This window comes from Psychrobacter sp. JCM 18902 (genome assembly GCF_904846615.1).
Lineage (GTDB): Bacteria > Pseudomonadota > Gammaproteobacteria > Pseudomonadales > Moraxellaceae > Psychrobacter.
Map to the genome: position 1 here is coordinate 2,176,933 of NZ_CAJHBK010000001.1, position 17,121 is coordinate 2,194,053.

General features: G+C 42.7%; 11 protein-coding genes. 5 read left to right on the forward strand and 6 right to left on the reverse strand.

What is annotated here, in order from left to right; all coding sequences use genetic code 11:
- Positions 1-44 precede the first annotated feature (44 nt).
- Together JMY05_RS08990 and JMY05_RS14020 are read right to left on the reverse strand one after the other, a co-directional pair.
- Positions 45-1,505, reverse strand: a complete 1,461-nt coding sequence (locus JMY05_RS08990; protein ID WP_045444072.1) for an imelysin family protein — start codon at positions 1,503-1,505, stop codon at positions 45-47.
- Positions 1,506-1,975: 470 nt separating this feature from the next.
- On the reverse strand, positions 1,976-2,629 hold the full coding sequence (locus tag JMY05_RS14020; RefSeq protein WP_045444070.1) for an OmpA family protein: 654 nt from the start codon (positions 2,627-2,629) through the stop codon (positions 1,976-1,978).
- 351 nt (positions 2,630-2,980) lie between these two features.
- Here JMY05_RS14020 and JMY05_RS09000 point away from each other — a divergent pair, with 351 nt between their 5' ends.
- The 5 genes from JMY05_RS09000 to minE all read left to right on the forward strand — a co-directional run bounded on the left by JMY05_RS09000 (position 2,981) and on the right by minE (position 7,895).
- On the forward strand, positions 2,981-3,943 hold the full coding sequence (locus JMY05_RS09000) for an acyltransferase (protein WP_045444067.1): 963 nt from the start codon (positions 2,981-2,983) through the stop codon (positions 3,941-3,943).
- A 313-nt stretch (positions 3,944-4,256) separates the two neighbouring features.
- A complete protein-coding gene (locus JMY05_RS09005; protein ID WP_413786584.1) occupies positions 4,257-5,318 on the forward strand; it encodes a hypothetical protein in 1,062 nt (353 codons plus the stop codon).
- Positions 5,319-5,444: 126 nt separating this feature from the next.
- Complete coding sequence (gene minC / locus JMY05_RS09010) at positions 5,445-6,338, forward strand: septum site-determining protein MinC (RefSeq protein ID WP_201614868.1); 894 nt, start codon at positions 5,445-5,447, stop codon at positions 6,336-6,338.
- A 451-nt stretch (positions 6,339-6,789) separates the two neighbouring features.
- Entirely contained in the window at positions 6,790-7,605 is an 816-nt protein-coding gene (gene minD, locus JMY05_RS09015) for a septum site-determining protein MinD (RefSeq protein ID WP_045444058.1), read from the forward strand.
- Entirely contained in the window at positions 7,605-7,895 is a 291-nt protein-coding gene (gene minE, locus JMY05_RS09020) for a cell division topological specificity factor MinE (RefSeq protein WP_055124765.1), read from the forward strand. Before minD ends, minE begins: the two co-directional genes overlap by 1 nt.
- A gap of 109 nt (positions 7,896-8,004) precedes the next feature.
- On the opposite strand, the gene JMY05_RS09025 is transcribed toward minE, so the two are convergent.
- The 4 genes from JMY05_RS09025 to JMY05_RS09040 form a co-directional block, all read right to left on the reverse strand.
- Positions 8,005-8,532 carry a cytochrome b gene (locus JMY05_RS09025; protein WP_201614870.1) on the reverse strand — a complete coding sequence of 176 codons (528 nt, stop codon included), beginning with the start codon at positions 8,530-8,532 and terminating at the stop codon, positions 8,005-8,007.
- 146 nt (positions 8,533-8,678) lie between these two features.
- Positions 8,679-9,194 (reverse strand): hypothetical protein, encoded by a 516-nt coding sequence (locus tag JMY05_RS09030; RefSeq protein WP_045444051.1) that lies wholly within the window; start codon positions 9,192-9,194, stop codon positions 8,679-8,681.
- Positions 9,195-9,211: 17 nt separating this feature from the next.
- A complete protein-coding gene (locus JMY05_RS09035; protein WP_045444048.1) occupies positions 9,212-10,216 on the reverse strand; it encodes a chemotaxis protein CheB in 1,005 nt (334 codons plus the stop codon).
- Positions 10,206-17,114 (reverse strand): Hpt domain-containing protein, encoded by a 6,909-nt coding sequence (locus tag JMY05_RS09040; protein ID WP_201614873.1) that lies wholly within the window; start codon positions 17,112-17,114, stop codon positions 10,206-10,208. Before JMY05_RS09040 ends, JMY05_RS09035 begins: the two co-directional genes overlap by 11 nt.
- Positions 17,115-17,121: the final 7 nt, after the last annotated feature.

Consider the following 17,121-nt stretch of genomic DNA (forward strand, 5'->3'; position numbering starts at 1 on the left):
CAATACTATGTCAATCACTGTTAAGCCAGTAAATTCGTGATCGGTTAAAACTGCGAACCTGCGTCAGCATCTAAATTGTCAATACCGACCGCTTTTGCCGCATTTTCGATACCCGCTGTCAGCTCTTGTAGGCTAGTGATACTATTTTCAATCCAGCTACGACGGGTATTTTGCTCTTCAGCTGAAATACCTTGTTTACTTACTTGACCAGCGGTGGCAATCATTTGATCAACTTTGATACCTTCTTTTTCACCTTTTTCAACGATCACATTAAAGGCGGCTTCTACCTTAGCAAAGTCAGTCGCCAATTTATCAGCCGCTTCTTTGTTGTTGGTATCGACGAGGTAGTTTTTAACACCATAACCACCAACGCTCTTACCAGAGACTGTCTTATAGTTGCCGTTAAAGACATTTTGGATACCACGGGCATTGTTGGCATAGCTTAGATGGGTCAAATCACTGAAGCATTCGTGCTCATCTTCGGTAGAGCCCGTTACAAACGCAACCTGTATACGCTCAGAAGCAAGCTCACCCAATGCTAAGCTGCCCATCTGATACATGATTTGGCGTAGACCATTATCGTATTTGCGAGCCATCAGGTCGCTACGTAAGGTATTCTCACTCTCAGGCTGCCACTCAGCTTCCATTGCAGTCAAATCATCAACCAGTAATTGAGTCGCTGCTTTCAAGAACGCGCCACGACGCTCACATATACCAGCATCTGCATTGACCGTCTCACCACTGGTACATTGACCCGCTTCAGTTACATAGTCAGTCACTGGGCGGTTGCCTGCACCTTCGCCAACACCGTTGTTATCTTGTCCCCACAGCATAAACTCAATCGCATGGTAGCCGGTCGTCACATTCGCTTCACTGCCACCAATCTCATTCATTTCTGCTAATAGCTCAGGAGTAATAGTACTGGTATCTTGTTTGATACTACCGACCGTAATGCTATCGCTATTGATGATATTGTCTTGGCTATTGTATTCACCTTCATAACCATCACTAACGTAATCAATCAGCGCCTCATCAAGTGGCCAAGCATTTACCTGTCCTTCCCAACCATCGATACTACCGAGTGCTCGTTTATCATTGGCTGTCACAAAGCCTTCATCAAAACGGAAAATCTCAGTTTGCGAATACGGCTGGCGCGCGGCTTTATACGCCGCTTTTGCCGCATCAAGGTTTGCTTGGGTTGGTGTTGTCACATAGGTCTCTACTGCCGTTTGCAAGGCTTTAGCAGTATCTAGCGAATCTTTATAGGCCGCATGCGCCATGTTGGCATAGCTGATCATCAGTCTATCGGTATAAGCTTGATCAACCGCTGATAGTTTCGTCGTATCTGCAGCGGTTGTGTCTTGCACCGCTGTTTGCGTATCAGCGTTAGTGTCCGTGTCTTCCTTGGCTTGCTTGGTACAACCCGACACCATTAACAACCCTGCAAGCGCAGCAGCTAAAGTAGTTGGTAAAATCTTACGGCTCGTTACTGTGGTAATCGTCATACATATCCTCAAAAAGTATCGCAAAAGAAAAATGGGCTTTGAATAAAGAGCATTAGGGCATATCCTCATTTTAAATAACGCTGATAAAAATGAGAAAAACAGCGCCCATAATATCAAGATATTGACCAGAATTTGATACTATTAGACAAAATTTAGCTATTTTTAGTCCATTTAGAAAAGCCTCAAATGAACTGACAACCTACCCTAGTATCGCCACGATAACAAAGCTTTGTAAATTATAGTGTTATTGATAATCATTATCAATATTTAATTAATATTAATGTAACCATTTAGCTAACGATTGTTTTATAAATAAAAGCATCAGAAATATTCTAAATTGATTTAAAGATAACGGAATCCTGATACATAAAATCATTTTTAATTTCAAATCTAAATATCAGGCATAAAAAAAGGCCAGTTTATCACTGACCTTTTTTAACACTATAATGACAGCTAAACCATCATATGAATTAACGTACGTTGTTTGGCGCATTGATGGTTAATTCAACACGGCGGTTTTGCTGACGACCATATTCGCTGCTGTTATCCGCAACTGGACGAGACTCACCATAAGCGACGACATTGATACGGCTAGAAGCCACACCGCGTGCGCTTAAATAGTTGGCTACTGCATAAGCACGATCGCGTGACAGTTTCATGTTATAAGCATCAGAACCTTTGCTATCAGTATGACCAGCAACGGTTATCGTGTTTTGGTTATACTCATTTAGCGTTGATGCAAGCTTATCAAGCGTTGGTCTAAATGATGGGTTTAAAGACGCATCATCAAATGAGAACGTGATGTTGCCTGGCATTACTAGGTCAATATTACCGTTCGCATTTGGCGTAACGGTTACACCCGTACCAGCCATTTGCTGCTCAAGCTGCTTGGCTTGACGCTCCATGTAGTAACCAACACCAGCACCCAAAGCTGCGCCAATCGCGGCATCACGACCTGTGTTATCACCACCTGTTGCTTTTGAAATTGCACCGCCGCCTAAAGCACCTGCCAATGTACCAATGGCAGTTTTGTTCAAGCGTTGTTGTCCAGTGTTTGGATCAGTAGCACAACCGCTAAGAGCTAGACCTGACGCTACTGCTGCAATCATTAATGTATTACGCATAATATTTCCTCTTAAGTTTAAAAAATTATAGACAAAGTGTGCTTTTTATAAATATTTTCTGTTAATTCCATCTACATGCTTAATATACACTCGTCATTATTATGGCAATTACAATCTAATCATGTGTAATATTTTGTCACACCTGTGTATGAGAAGTGCAGAATGATTTAATGAGACTTTCACAGTGATTGGATACGTTTGTGTTCTCACTTTTCACTACCCATTAGCGCAAGGTGTTATCACAAGTCACGTTTACACTCGTACACTCTGAACCGTTTCTGCTAAAATTGTGCAATAAAACTGGCAATGAATCATTTATATACTAATAAGACTGACCGAAAAGGATTTAGCATGCGATTGACATCCACTATTCGAAAAATACACGAACGCAACCCTAAATTAGGCAAAGCCGTTTCACTTGCGACAGCGACTGGGGTTATTGCAGCCAACAGCTTCGGTGGTAGTATTCCCTTATGGTTAATGGGTGTCGGCAAAGTCATCACTGGTGCTCCTATCGCAGACAAAGCGGTCATCAAAATCGCGACTTATTGGATCAGTAGCAACAGTGCCTTGATCGATGACATGTTGCCACGTAAAGATTGGCGCATCAGCTTACCCGATGACGTGCACATCAATGGCAAATATTTGCTGGTCAGCAATCATCAGTCTTGGGTCGATACCAGTATCGTGCAGTACATTAGTGAAAAACGCTTGCCATTGACACGGTTTTTTACCAAATTTGAACTGATTTACATTCCGATTGTGGGTCAAGCCTTTTACTTTTTAGACTTCCCAATGATGCGTCGGCATTCTAAAGAAGCCGTCGCTAAAAATCCTGCTCTACAAGGCAAAGACATCGAAGAAGCCAAACGTGCCTGTGCCCTGTTAAAAGACAAACCTTTTACTTTGTTAAATTACTTAGAAGGCACGCGTTTCACCAAAGCCAAACATGCAAAGCAACAGTCTCCTTATACGCATTTATTGAAGCCACGGGCAGGCGGCCTATCTTTAGCCATTAACGCGCTAGGCGAAGACATCGATGGCATGCTAGATATGACCATCGTTTATCCTGATGGTGTGCCAAGTTATAGTGATTTGTGGAAAGGTAACATCAAGCGTTTGGGCGTCGATGTGCGTTATATTGAGATGCCTGATGCATTATTTAACGGTATTAAAAATGGTGGTTACGAAAATGATGACGCGGTAAAATCTCAAATGTTTGATTGGGTAGAGCAAATTTGGCAGCAAAAAGATCAGCGTATTACTGATATGTTGGCTGAGTTTGAAACAAACCCTAAAGCTCCGAGCGCTTAGAGACATCGTTAACAGAGCAACGGCATACAACAGTGAATTACTTTAAGTCGTTTTAAAACTACGATCGAGCGCGGTTGTTTAAAATGCCGATTCGTAAATGCTGACTGTAAACCCCCACTCATAAATGATAATGCGTAATTATAATGAAAGATGGGTTGTTTTTTGGCTCTATTCATTGATAATGTGAATAGTCATGAGCCCATGACTTTTTGACCGTTAGTGACTTGATAGCCCTGTACTATTTGAGCCGCTTATTTTTCGTGCTATTTATCATTTATAAGGTTTGACTGTGCCCGCTTCCTCTTCTACTAGCCTGCCTCTAGACTCAGCGCCTGTATCCAATCAGCCGCCTAATAATACGCTGCCACCGCCAAACCGACCAACGCCAAATCGCTTAAAACTCACTTACGATATCGTGATGATTATTGCCATCAGTATCGATCTATTATTGATTAGTATTGATGCTATCTTGATGAGTAGCTTTAGTAGCAATGCCGCAGGATGGCTCAGTATTAGCGATGCTCTCAATTGGTATCAAAATACCTTACATGAGCCTTTGCGTACCGCTGGTGGATTTTTTACCCTATTTTTGATCTTTGAGCTACTGCTACGTTGGGCGATTGCGATTAAACAAAACGTCTACTATCGCTGGTTCTTTTTTCCTTTTGTACATTGGTATGAAGTATTGGGGTGCTTTCCGCAGCTGCGTGCCTTACGTTTATTCCGAGCGGTCATCATTGGGCGACGCTTATACCAGCTTGGTTACCAAGTGCTGCCGCAGCCATGGATCAATCGGATTAGGTTCTATATCGACTTATTACTAGAAGAGCTGTCCGACCGCGTTATATTGACGACTATCCAAAACTTTCGGCAGCAACTGACCGATCCTAAAACGCATAAATCTTTTATTGAATCAACGATAACTCGTAATCGTAACGAGATTGAGGCAGCAGTGCTGTCGATACTGCGCACAGAGCTAGCACCAAAACTGCAGGAGTTGACGGCATCATCAGGTGGCGGCAGTATATTAGCCAGCGAGATGGGCAATGCTATTGAAGAGGGTTTGGCCAATACGCCTGAGCTGCGTCGCTACCTACGCATGATACCGATTGCCGGTAGCTTGATTGAATCACAGTTGCAACACGTCGGGCACAATATAGGCGAAAATGTCGTTTACGCACTGAATAAACGCCTTCTAGACCCCGAACGCCTCGATTCATTGATGGTAGCGATTGCCAACGGCATTGCCAGTATCGATACGGATAATACTGCGTTAGATACCTTGATTTCGAGTATCATTGATGACAGTTTGACAGAATTTGAAGCGCAGGTAAAAGTGCAGCAGTGGAAGCATCAAGAGATGCTTCATCTATAATCCATACTGCTAATAGCACGCCCTGCCTAAAAAACATTAGGCAGGGCAAGCAAATGAATGGTATGACTCGATAATAAAAACAACACCGTGAATACAGCGACAGAATTATCTCTTGAGGATTTATATATGACAGTTTCAGACAACGACAGCCAAGGCTCGAGCGCCGCGCCAGCATTACCAGCATTGGCATTTTATGGCAAGATGCTGACTTTTTCACGTTTGCAATTTAGCACAGATGATTTAAGTGCGATAGACGACCAGCTTGCCGCAACGCTTAGTAATAAATCTAGCAATATCCCTATCCTTATCGATAGCGAGGTTGAACAGGATCTCTCAGCATTGGTAGAGCTTTTATGGTCGTGGGGCTTACAACCTATTGGCGTCGTGACTGGCACACTAGATGCGCAAGCCCGTGAACAGCGATTGGCCATCTTCCCTGCTGATGGCAAACGTATTGAGCGTATATTACCTAGCAAGAAAGCTGCAGCTCAAGTAAGCAAAGCTCCCGATGATAAACATACAGAATCAGCCAGTACCAATTCAGACAGTACCAATTCAGACAGTACCAATTCAACCAGTAACAATTCAGACAGCACCAATGATACTGCAGCCATCAGCGAGTCAAACACAGAAACAACGATAGCAACCACCACATCAGAGACATTGGTGAGCGCTGAGCATATTACCAGCCTAATTTACGATCAAATGCTACGTTCAGGACAAAGCCTAAATCACGTGGGCGGTGATTTGATTTTGACCAATAGTGTCAATAGCGGGGCGGAAGCGATTACCGATAATAGCTTGCACGTTTACGGTCGTGCCCAAGGTCGCTTGGTTGCTGGCGCTACTGGTGACAAAGATGCTCGTATTTTTTGTCAAGTTTTTAACCCTTCTTTGGTGTCAGTAGCGGGAACTTATTGCTTACGAGACAACTTACCTGAGCACGTGATTGACAAATCTGTACAAGTAAGATTTGTAGAAGGTGAAGGCTTAGTATTTACGGTAATGGATGACGCTTAAATTCTTTTGCCGTTAAGAACAATAGATGCGTCCGTGATTTTTATAAATGTAAACAGGCTAAGCCGATTTTCATCATACATGACGCTTATCAAAAAACGTTTATTAGAAAATCTCAACAGTAGACGTTTAGACAGCACATTTAATATTATAGTAAGTTTATTTAACAAAACTGTTCTATGATGAATCGCTAGCTCTGCCACTATCTACACTACTCGTCAGCGTCTATTTTATTATTCACAATAGGCAATATTGACCAGAAAATTCTAGGTAGCAGCGCTTTGTGATCCATATATAAGCTGTTTTTCTGCTTTACTATGGACGTGCTATAAATTTTTGTTTATTTATGCTAGGCTACCTTCGCAGGTAGTGTATATATAGCATGTGAATAATGTGCAATTGCGCTATTTTTTTATATAAAAGATATCCCATTGATTCATAGGAGTGTGCCATTGTGGCGAAGATAGTTGTAATCACTTCAGGTAAAGGCGGTGTGGGCAAAACCACGACAAGTGCCTCTTTTGCCGCAGGTTTAGCATTGCGTGGCTATAAGACAGTCGTTATCGATTTTGATGTAGGTCTACGTAATCTAGACTTAATCATGGGTTGTGAAAACCGAATTGTTTATGATTTTGTTGATGTCATCACTGGTAGCGCACGCTTGTCGCAAGCACTGGTCAAAGACAAACAGCTTGAAAACTTGTATATCCTACCCGCCAGTCAAACGCGTGATAAAGACGCCCTGACAGACGAAGGGGTGGCAGAGGTCATGTCTGAGCTGTCTAAACAGTTCGACTATATTATCTGTGATTCACCAGCTGGTATTGAGCGCGGTGCACAACTCGCCATGTATCATGCTGATGAAGCGATCATCGTCACTAACCCTGAGATTTCTTCAGTGCGTGACTCAGACCGTATTATTGGTATCTTGCAAAGCCAGACCAAAAAGGTTGAAGAAAACCAAGGCTCTGTACGTGAGCATTTGATTATTACTCGTTATAATGCTGAGCGCGCAGCAGCCAACGAGATGATGGACATTGATACCATTTCAAATGATATCCTAAAAGTTCCGTTACTTGGGGTTGTTCCTGAAAGTCACTCAGTGCTTGAAGCATCTAACCATGGTGAGCCTGTCATTCATTATACCGATTCAGTTGCTGGTCAATGTTATGATGACATCGTCGCCCGCTTCTTAGGTGAAGAACGCCCACTACGTCATATTGACGTGAAGAAAAAGAGTCTATTACAGCGCTGGTTTGGAGGTCAATGATGACGAAGAAAAAAGGATTTTGGAGTAGCCTATTTGGTACTGACGACAGTGGTAGCGCAGGTAGCGCTAATATGGCTACTGAGCGTCTTAAGGTTATCGTTGCGAGCGAAAATCGCTTAAATAACCGCTTAACAGCTGATCGTATCGAAAAAATGAAACGTGAGATTTTAGAAGTGGTCAACAAATATGTCAATGGCGTACAGATTGATGATGTGAATATCAATCATCGTTCTGAGGACAGCCTAGACGTATTAGAGATGAATATCAGTCTACCTGAACACAAAAAATAAGCGCTGTCTTAGAAAAACAAAAAAGCCCTAAGTATCATAACTTAGGGCTTTTTTATATTGCATGAAATAGTAAGTTTACCTATAGCAGCCTACGATTATTTTGATACCATTATTTTATACGCGCTATTAAATTGTCTTTTTTGACAAACTGATGATATAGAGCAGCACCGATATGAATAAGTGTAAAGGCAATAATGGTCGGCCAAATAATATCAGTATGCAGGTCATTATAAAAGCGTGCCAACCCTCTATCTGGTGTGACAAATACAGGGATTTGAAACAAGCCAAAAATATCGACGGAGCGTCCACCATAAACGGACATCAGCAAACCAGCTATTGGCATTGCAATTAATAAGGCATATAAGCCAAAATGCGACAGTTTAGAGACTAATAACTGCCACTTTGGCATCGGTACAGGTGGCGGCGCCTTAATAAATACACGATTAAGCACCCGTGCTATCATCCAACATAACAAACTAATACCAAACGCTTTATGCAACCCAATATAAAGATTGTTATCCAGATTATCGTACAACAGAATCATTATCCACGTAACCAACAGTAAAACTGCACTGATCCAGTGAAATATCCGGCTGCTGACTGGCCACTTTGACACATTTGAATTGCTACTATTCATGAGCTGTCCTATTACCCTCATCACTAATTATCTATCATCAATGTTATAGACAAAATAACCACTCATTCAACGATTAGCAATTATCAAAGTAATTGGGTAACCCTATTTCTCTGATAGTAGAAATAAACCCTGATATAAGCGAGATGCTATCTGTCTAAATCGACCAATTGATGCGCAATTTTGTCTAAGTCGGGCACCAAATAAGCCTTATCATCAATCATAACCGTTTGGAAAAGATAGGATAGCATAACGTTTTCATCAAAAGGTAGGGCTGTTTTGTCGCTGTCTATATTATCGGCATGCTTAGGGCTGTTAAATTGCTCAGGAACGTCAATATCTTTAACCTCAGAAATACGCACTTGTCGGTGGTGCAGCTCGCCTGCCGTTTGTAAAGCTAAGCGATGATCGGTAGTATTGCCCTCTAATACAATCATGGTATCTGGCATTTGATCCTGTGGTAGCAGATGACATACCACTACCTTTTGCTGCTGCCATTCATAGGTTGCCGTGCGCTCATTATAATCATCCACACTCAAAATTAGGCTGCTTGGAATAAGCCAGTCAGGTTGGTCAAACGCTGGCACAATAGTGACATCAAGCATACCGTTATTTGTGGTCAGTAAACTCACTGCCTCAAACGAATGTTTCAAAATTTGTTTCATACATCGCTCACAATCAGTTAATGCAAAGAGGCTACTACTAATCTTTCATCAATATAATCTGTTAGTTTTTGTGCTAAATCCGCTGGACTGCCAATAAAACCACAATACCCTGAATCAATAATCGCCTGAGGTTGACTTGGGCAAGCGCTTAAGCTGGGATCTTGTACCCACAATTGACTGTTGTTTTCTTGAATGAGATCCAGATACTGCGAACCATCATTACCCATGCCAGAAAATATAATATTGATAAGCTCGCTACCATAAACGTCGCTGGTGTTTTTGAGAATCTGACCAATCGCGGGCTTATACTCACCCTCCCAAGCTTGCTCTAGCAATATGACTCGACCGGTAGAGTCACAAACAATCTGCTTATCAATAGGAGCTATAAGACACTGGCCTGCTCTTAAACGCTGCGAAGAAGTAATCACCTGACAATGCCAGTCATTATGGCGATTCAGGATGCGTGGCAGTGTGCCAATCATCGTTTTATTAAAATGGTGCGCCAGTAAAATACATACCGGTAGCGTCGCCGACAAGTTATCCAAAAATTCTTTTATAGCGCTCGGCCCACCCATAGAAGCACCCAAAAATACTACGTAGCGCCAGTCTGCATCAGCATTATCAGGTTTGTGCACGGGTGCATCCATTAAAACGGGTAATGCCAGCATATGTGCCAGCTTACGCTTTAATTTGCGCTGCCATTTGGCGTATTGCGGCGCTTCATTTAGATAAGGTGCTTGACTAAAACCCACCAACACCGCAGCAGGTTTAGATGCCGTGGTCGCGGCTACCACACTGTCGTCGTAATCACTATCTATTAGCCAGATGTCAATAGAGGTATCAGAGCGCCCCTGTTTTTCTTGCAGTTGCGCCCGTGACATACAGCCAACAAGGCTAAAACCACAACTGCGTACAGTATCTGAAAAGGCCATACGCTGATGATGGTCTTCTGCCACTACCATCACCTTAATATCATCCTTGTTTTTTCCTCTTAGCGCCAAGACACGTGCATTATCCTTCATAAGTTAAGCTGACCTTTTGACCCAGTATGTGCTGGATTTTATTAAGTAGCTCTTGTTCTTGGAATGGCTTACCCATGTAATCATTCACACCAATTTCCAGTGCACGCTCACGATGCTTTTCACCTGTACGTGATGTGATCATGATGATTGGGATATGTTGTAAGCGCTTGCTGTGTCTCACTTGAGTAGCCACCTCGAAACCATCCATGCGTGGCATCTCAATGTCGAGCAATATCATGTCTGGTATCATGTCTTGTAATATCTCAATCGCATCGATACCATCTTTTGCCACCGCCACAGTAAACCCTTGTCGTTCTAAGAAACGTGACGTCACTTTACGAACGGTAACAGAGTCATCAACCACTAAAATAGTAGACTTAAACTCTAAACGACTCCGTTTAGAATCAGCAGATTGCGAGATATTTTTGACCAACTGCGCATTACGCATCAAAGCAATCAGGTCTAAGATAAGCATTACTGAACCATCGCCCATGATAGTCGCTGCTGAAATACCTGGTAGATTCGATAACTGTTGTCCTAGAGGTTTGACCACGACTTCAATACGTGACCCTGCAATCTGATCAACCTGCAATGCAATATTTTGTCCGCTACGATTCTTGATGATAATGAGTGGCAAACTGGTATTGGTATTAACGACCAGCTCATTCAGTTCATTGCCTGACAAAATCTCATTTAAATAACGCACTCGATAATCAACATCTTCAAAGTTCAACGTTGCATCGCCTGACTGGTAATAGTCATAAAGCTTCTCTGGATTAATCCGTACCACACGCTCAATCTGTACCAAAGGTATCGCATAATAGCGATCCGCGGCACGCACAACCAATGCATCAGATACCGCAACCGTCAGTGGTAAACGCATCGTAAAGCGTGAGCCTTTACCCAGCTCTGAGACAACCGATACAGCACCACCTAATTGACGAATCTCGCTGATGACCACGTCCATGCCCACGCCACGTCCAGAAATCTGCGTTACTTGCTTACTGGTACTCAATCCAGCATGGAAAATATACTGCATGATATCAAGATCTGTTAGGCTGTTATCATTGGCATCAATCAAGCCTTGAGAAATGGCTTTGTTACGAACGGCTTCTACATCGATGCCGCGACCGTCATCTATTAACTGAATGACAATCTCACTACCTTCTCGATTTACCTCAAGAGTAATGCGACCACTACGCTCTTTACCTGCTTTTAAACGCGTTGAGGTATTTTCGATACCATGATCGACGGCGTTACGGAGCATATGTTCAAGCGGTGAAGTGATGCGCTCTAGAATGGTTCTATCCATCTCATCATCGGCATTGATGATCGTTAATTCGACAGATTTATTCAGCTCATTGGCAGTTTGTCGTACGATACGCTCAAGACGTGGCGTTAAGCGCGTAAACGGCACCATACGTGAATTCATAAGCCCATCTTGTAACTCGGTCTGTGTACGAGACAGCTGTAATAAAAGGCTTTCACTGTCTCGTGTTTTTTCTAATAAAGTATGATTAATATCAATCAAATCTGAGGCTGACTCTGTCAAAGATTTGGATAACTGATTTAAAGAAGAATATTGATCCATCTCTAGAGGGTCAAACCCTTCGTGATTAATCAGCTCATCGTCTATCTGCGACAAGATCTGCGCCTCAAGCTCGATTTCCATTCGGCGTAACTGATCAGCCAAGCGCTGTACCGTAATACCCATATCTTCGATACTATTGGTCAAGCTACTCATGCCCATATCGATACGAGCACGGTTGATGGCTGACTCACCAGACAGGTTAATCATATGCTCGATCAAACCACCTGAGATACGAATCATCTCATTATTATTGGCACTCTGATCTTCCTCACCCGTACTGCTGAGCATAGAAGGCATCTCACTAATATCTTTTGCCAGATACTGTGAGTCTTGCTGTTCTCTAGCAATAAAGAGCGCTTCATGCTGCGATTGTAGGGATTCTTTAGGAATTTGCTTTAGGCTGTCAGGATTTTTACTAAATTGCTGCAATGCCTCAATCAATAGCGCAGGCGTCGGTGGATTGACATGTTGTCTAAGGATAGAGATCGCATCAGCAAGCCAGTCATGACTGGCAACCAGCAACTCCAATACTTTTTTGGTAGCAGGACGACGATTATCTACAAAATCTGTATAAACCGATTCCATTTCATGTGCCAGATCAGCGATACCAGCTGCGGTGACCATTCGTGCGCCACCTTTGATGGTATGCAAATCACGCTGCAATGCCTGTAATGCTGTCGTATTATTGGTATCTTTTAAGAACAGTTGCAGATACTTATTACGATTGGTGAGCTCTTCAGCTTCTTCTAAAAACACCGACAATATATCAGGATCTGGCAAACCATTCGCCCATGACTGTTTAATCATCATGTCTAGGCTCAAGGTATCCGATACGTCAGCGCTGAGGTGAGCGTTGTTAGTCACCCTGCTTTGTGCTTCAGGTTCGAAGTGGGTTTTTGGTATAGGTATGATTAGCTCTACCGTTTCTGGCAAGGCTTGGGCTTTTACAAACTGTTGTAGTTGCTCAATCAACGCTGAGGCAAAAAATGATTTTTTATGATTTACGATATGCAGTACTTGCAACGACATTGTGTCTTGCACTATTTGCATTATTTCAAGCCATTGTGCTGTCGGTATTCTTCTATTTTCTACAAATGCTTCATAGACACTTTCAGCTTCATGGGTCAGATCACCAATACTACGAATACCTGCCATTCGCGCACCACCTTTGATAGTGTGCAGATGGCGCTGTAAAACTTTTAGCGCATTTATATTGCTGATATCAGTACGCCACTTATTAAAACTCTCATCCAACGCAGCATCGAGCTCTTGAGCTTCTTCTAAAAATATCTCTAATAGCTCAGCATCAGTATCAATAGATTCAAGCTGTAGCTCAGGTGCTGCAACGGCTCTCACGACAAAGATACCCTCATCACCATTGCTATCATCGTCTTGGTAAATACGTTGTAGATCTTCAATAACTTGTTGGTCAATCTTCAATGACGTGCTACCAGCCAATGCATCGAACAAACCAACCAGTTGAGCATGTCCAGCGTGTAAAACCGCTTGGGTATCGATATTTCTTGCTGTATCAATATTATCTTTCAAATAGCCATAAGCGTGACCCAACTCATTGAGAATAGAGGTGAATTTTGGAAACGCTTCTGCTTTATTGGCTAAGTAAGCTATTTGCGATATTTGCTGCGATATATAGCCCTGAACATGTGCTGTCTCAGAATGATTAAGTGCGTCATCTAACTCCCACTCAGCATCCAATAGTTCATCAATATTATTATCCAACAACTGCTCTATCGTTGGTTTGTTATCGGCCGTGATCTTATCATCGCTAATGACGTATTGCTCACCAAGCATGGCTTGCAATGAGGCTATGTCTTGCTGACTTTGTGCATCTTCGATCGATATATTTTGCGGCTGAACGTTTTGCTTGTAGTTGTTTAAATAACCGTCCATTAGCGTAGCAGACTTCGCCAATGCTTCTAGATGTTGAGCATTCATGGCAGTATCTTGCTGCTGCAGTAGCTCTAAGCTATGCTCTATCGTTGCGCTAACCTCGCTGATCGCTGCTAAAGCGCTAGAACCTGAAGCCCCTCGTAAGGTATGAAATGCGCGTACAATCTCATCCGTCACTTCAATATAAGACTGATCTTGATGCTCATCAACGAATTGGTCAATATCTTGCAACAGTCCTTCTGCTTCGTCGATAAAAATCTCACAAAACATTTTTTCTTCTTCGCTTTGCGGTGCTAAATAAATAGGCGCTTCTGCTATCATTTCATTGACAGAATTAATCGTCTGCAGCGTGGTATCTATCGCTGCATTAAGATTATCTTGGGTCGGGCTATGCTCATCAATAGCAGGCGACAGTACTGACGCTTGTATGGTCTCATCCTCAGAACTATTTGATGCTTGCTCATACAAGGCAGAATAGCTAAATTCGTCCCCTTGCTGTTTGCTATAAGCATTGGCGCATGCGATCCATAAAGGCACCATCGCTGGATAATTTTGGCTGTCATTTTCAAATACTGTTAGCATCGCAGGATAGGCAGCTAGCACATCAGCAATAAGCTGGCGCATATCTGCTGAGACAGTCACACTATGATCCAAAATGCGATTAAGCATATTTTCTATAGCCCAAGCCAGCTCAGCCGTATAATTTGCACCGACCATACGACCGGAACCTTTTAAGGTATGGAACCCTCGACGAATATCCACCAATCCGCTTAAGTCGGCTGGCAATAATCGCCAATCTTCATATAAAGGTACAATCTCAGCCAATACTTCATCAGCTTCTTCTAAAAATATCTCTTTAATATCAGGATCGGCATCATGAGCATCTGCCGATAGCTGCTCAGTTTCTTGCATAAAGGGTTTGAGTATCGCTGGAATATCAATAGCAGATAAGGAAGCAACAGCAGTGCTCTTTGTACTATCAGCAGTTGTCTCGTTTGACTCATTGCTCATGTCGAGAGCAGTTAGCAATTCAGCATCATCATCGAATGGAGGCGATAGTTCTAATGCTGAGTCTGAATCAGTAGTGACAGCATCTAATATGGTCAGCCCAGCATTGATAGGTTGCTGTGTCATGAGATTATGGCTTTGTAGAATAGTGATAGCAGGATCAAAGCTTGGAGATTGTTGCGCTTCAAAATCTATCACTAATGCTGGTAGCCGTTTTGCCGTATCCATCACCAGATTTACGACGTCATCTGTGACAGGCAGCGTCTTATCTAACAGACGATTGAGCAGATTTTCGATTGACCATGCCATCTCGCTGATGCTAAAAGCCCCAACCATACGTCCTGATCCTTTTAAGGTATGGAACCCTCTACGCACTTCAGTGAGTGGGGTTAAATCCTTTGAATCTTGCTGCCAAATAGGTAAAAAGTCTTCTAAATCAGCAATGACTTCCGTCACCTCTTCGATAAAGATGTCACGAATCTCTGCGTCCATCTCAAAATTATCAGGCTTAACTTGCTCACGAGCACGCGTTAATGCGTCACTCTCCGTACTATCACCATCAGCCGTATCTTGCCCTACCACACGCTCATGATCTACATCAGTCAAAGCTTGGTTAGCAACATCATTTTGACTATTAGCAGGAGCAATCTCGCCACTATCATCGTAACGCAATACGTTGGTCGCTACGGATTTTTGGGTAAGGAAAGTGTCGCTAATCGTCTCTGGCGATGCAATATAATGAGTAAGAAGTTGGGCGGCAGTCGCAGTATACTCATTTGCCCGTATTAATAGCTGCTGGTCAAAAACCTGCTGTGCAAGGTAATCAAGCAACAATTCAATAGACGTTAGCCCTTCAGCCAATGCCTGAGTCACATCCCAACTGAGTACGTCAATCTCATGAATGGTCAATTGTGTAAATATGCTTGCCATATCATTCATGGTTTGACGAATTGATGGCAATCCCATGTCGGTAAAAGCATCACCAATATAGGTAAAATCAGCAGAAATGGGCAGTAAGTCAATGTCTTGACGCTGTACATATTCATGGAAGCTTTGTTTGACATCTTCTACCGCGATGCGCAGCTCACGTAAACTTCCACCAATGGAAGCCGTCGCAGGGCTTTCTTCCGACTGCGTTTCAATAGCTTCAAACGTTGCAGACAATGTCGTAAAAGAAGCGGCGTCCCCTATTTTGAGAGATATCGTCTGTTCAGTATGATAGATAGCGTTATATAGCTCTTGAAGCTGACGCTCAATCTGCCATTGTTCTTGCGCAAATCCTGTTCCTGATGATAGAGCCTGCTCTATGTCTGTAACAATTGCATGTATTTGCGACACGTAATAAGTCCAACCTCGACCTTCGAGTTGACTTTGTATTTTCTGTAAAGGAACGAGAAGCGTGTCTGGCTTATCCAAAGTAAAGATAAGTGTCTCAAGCTCACTGAGTATACGTGGTAAAAAACGTGATCCCGTTGACGACGTTTGTGACAAATTATTTAGAAGTGACTGAGTGCGCTTGCTACTTTGAGCAAGGCTATTTAGTTCGATATACACTCTTATGATTAAGCTTCGAATAACGCTTGATGATAACTCAGCTTGCTGAGTGCGAGACTCTATTACTTGATCCAGCTGACTTAGCAATGACGCATAATGCTCAGGTAATGGGGTGTCATTATGAGCAAGGTCATTTAGCCACAGTTCCGTTAAGTACCAAAGGCGTTGTAAGTCATCATGTTGAGTGGTCTGCCATAAGTATTGGCTGACTCTTTCTAATGTAGGCAATAAGGACGGTTGATTGGTATTGGCACTCAATAACGCTTGTACTTGCTGTCGCCAAACCAGTAATAATTGTTGATAGTGATAATCAGCTAAATGCGTCGCCGTTCTATTCGCCGGCATCATCACTTCGATGCTATTGATACCATCGATAATATGATCATCGATAGCATGATTATTTAGATTCTTATGCTGAGTATTCGGCAAGCTGAACGAGATATCTGGTGCTATCCCTAGTTTCGATAGTGCTTGAGTAAGCTCCTCAGCAGCATTATCAATTAAAATGATGTTGTGATTACCCATACCTGCGTATTGATTCAACTCACGCTGTAGCAAGCGATGAGAAAACTGACCAATGCGGCGGTCGTTAGCAGAAATACGATCGCGACTACTCACGTCTGCCAGCAAGCTCAGTTTATTGGCAAGATCTGCTAATAAATTAAGGCGAATCATCGTTAGCGCGCCGCCAACCTGATGATAATGTTGCACCATCTGATCGTAATCAGTGCTATCAGCGTCTAACTGCCAGCCATCAGATATCTGTGATAATTGCTGATTAAACAGTGGTAATAACCACTCAAGCGTCACTATGTCATTGGGCTGGTTTTTCATAGGGTTA

Bases quoted from the DNA above. Each gene is read 5' to 3' on its own strand.
- JMY05_RS14020 (WP_045444070.1), bottom strand. From the start codon at position 2,629: ATGCGTAATACATTAATGATTGCAGCAGTAGCGTCAGGTCTAGCTCTT.
- JMY05_RS09035 (WP_045444048.1), bottom strand. From the start codon at position 10,216: ATGAAGGATAATGCACGTGTCTTGGCGCTAAGAGGAAAAAACAAGGAT.
- minC (WP_201614868.1), top strand. From the start codon at position 5,445: ATGACAGTTTCAGACAACGACAGCCAAGGCTCGAGCGCCGCGCCAGCA.
- JMY05_RS09000 (WP_045444067.1), top strand. From the start codon at position 2,981: ATGCGATTGACATCCACTATTCGAAAAATACACGAACGCAACCCTAAA.
- JMY05_RS09030 (WP_045444051.1), bottom strand. From the start codon at position 9,194: ATGAAACAAATTTTGAAACATTCGTTTGAGGCAGTGAGTTTACTGACC.
- JMY05_RS09025 (WP_201614870.1), bottom strand. From the start codon at position 8,532: ATGAATAGTAGCAATTCAAATGTGTCAAAGTGGCCAGTCAGCAGCCGG.
- JMY05_RS09040 (WP_201614873.1), bottom strand. From the start codon at position 17,114: ATGAAAAACCAGCCCAATGACATAGTGACGCTTGAGTGGTTATTACCA.
- minE (WP_055124765.1), top strand. From the start codon at position 7,605: ATGACGAAGAAAAAAGGATTTTGGAGTAGCCTATTTGGTACTGACGAC.
- JMY05_RS08990 (WP_045444072.1), bottom strand. From the start codon at position 1,505: ATGACGATTACCACAGTAACGAGCCGTAAGATTTTACCAACTACTTTA.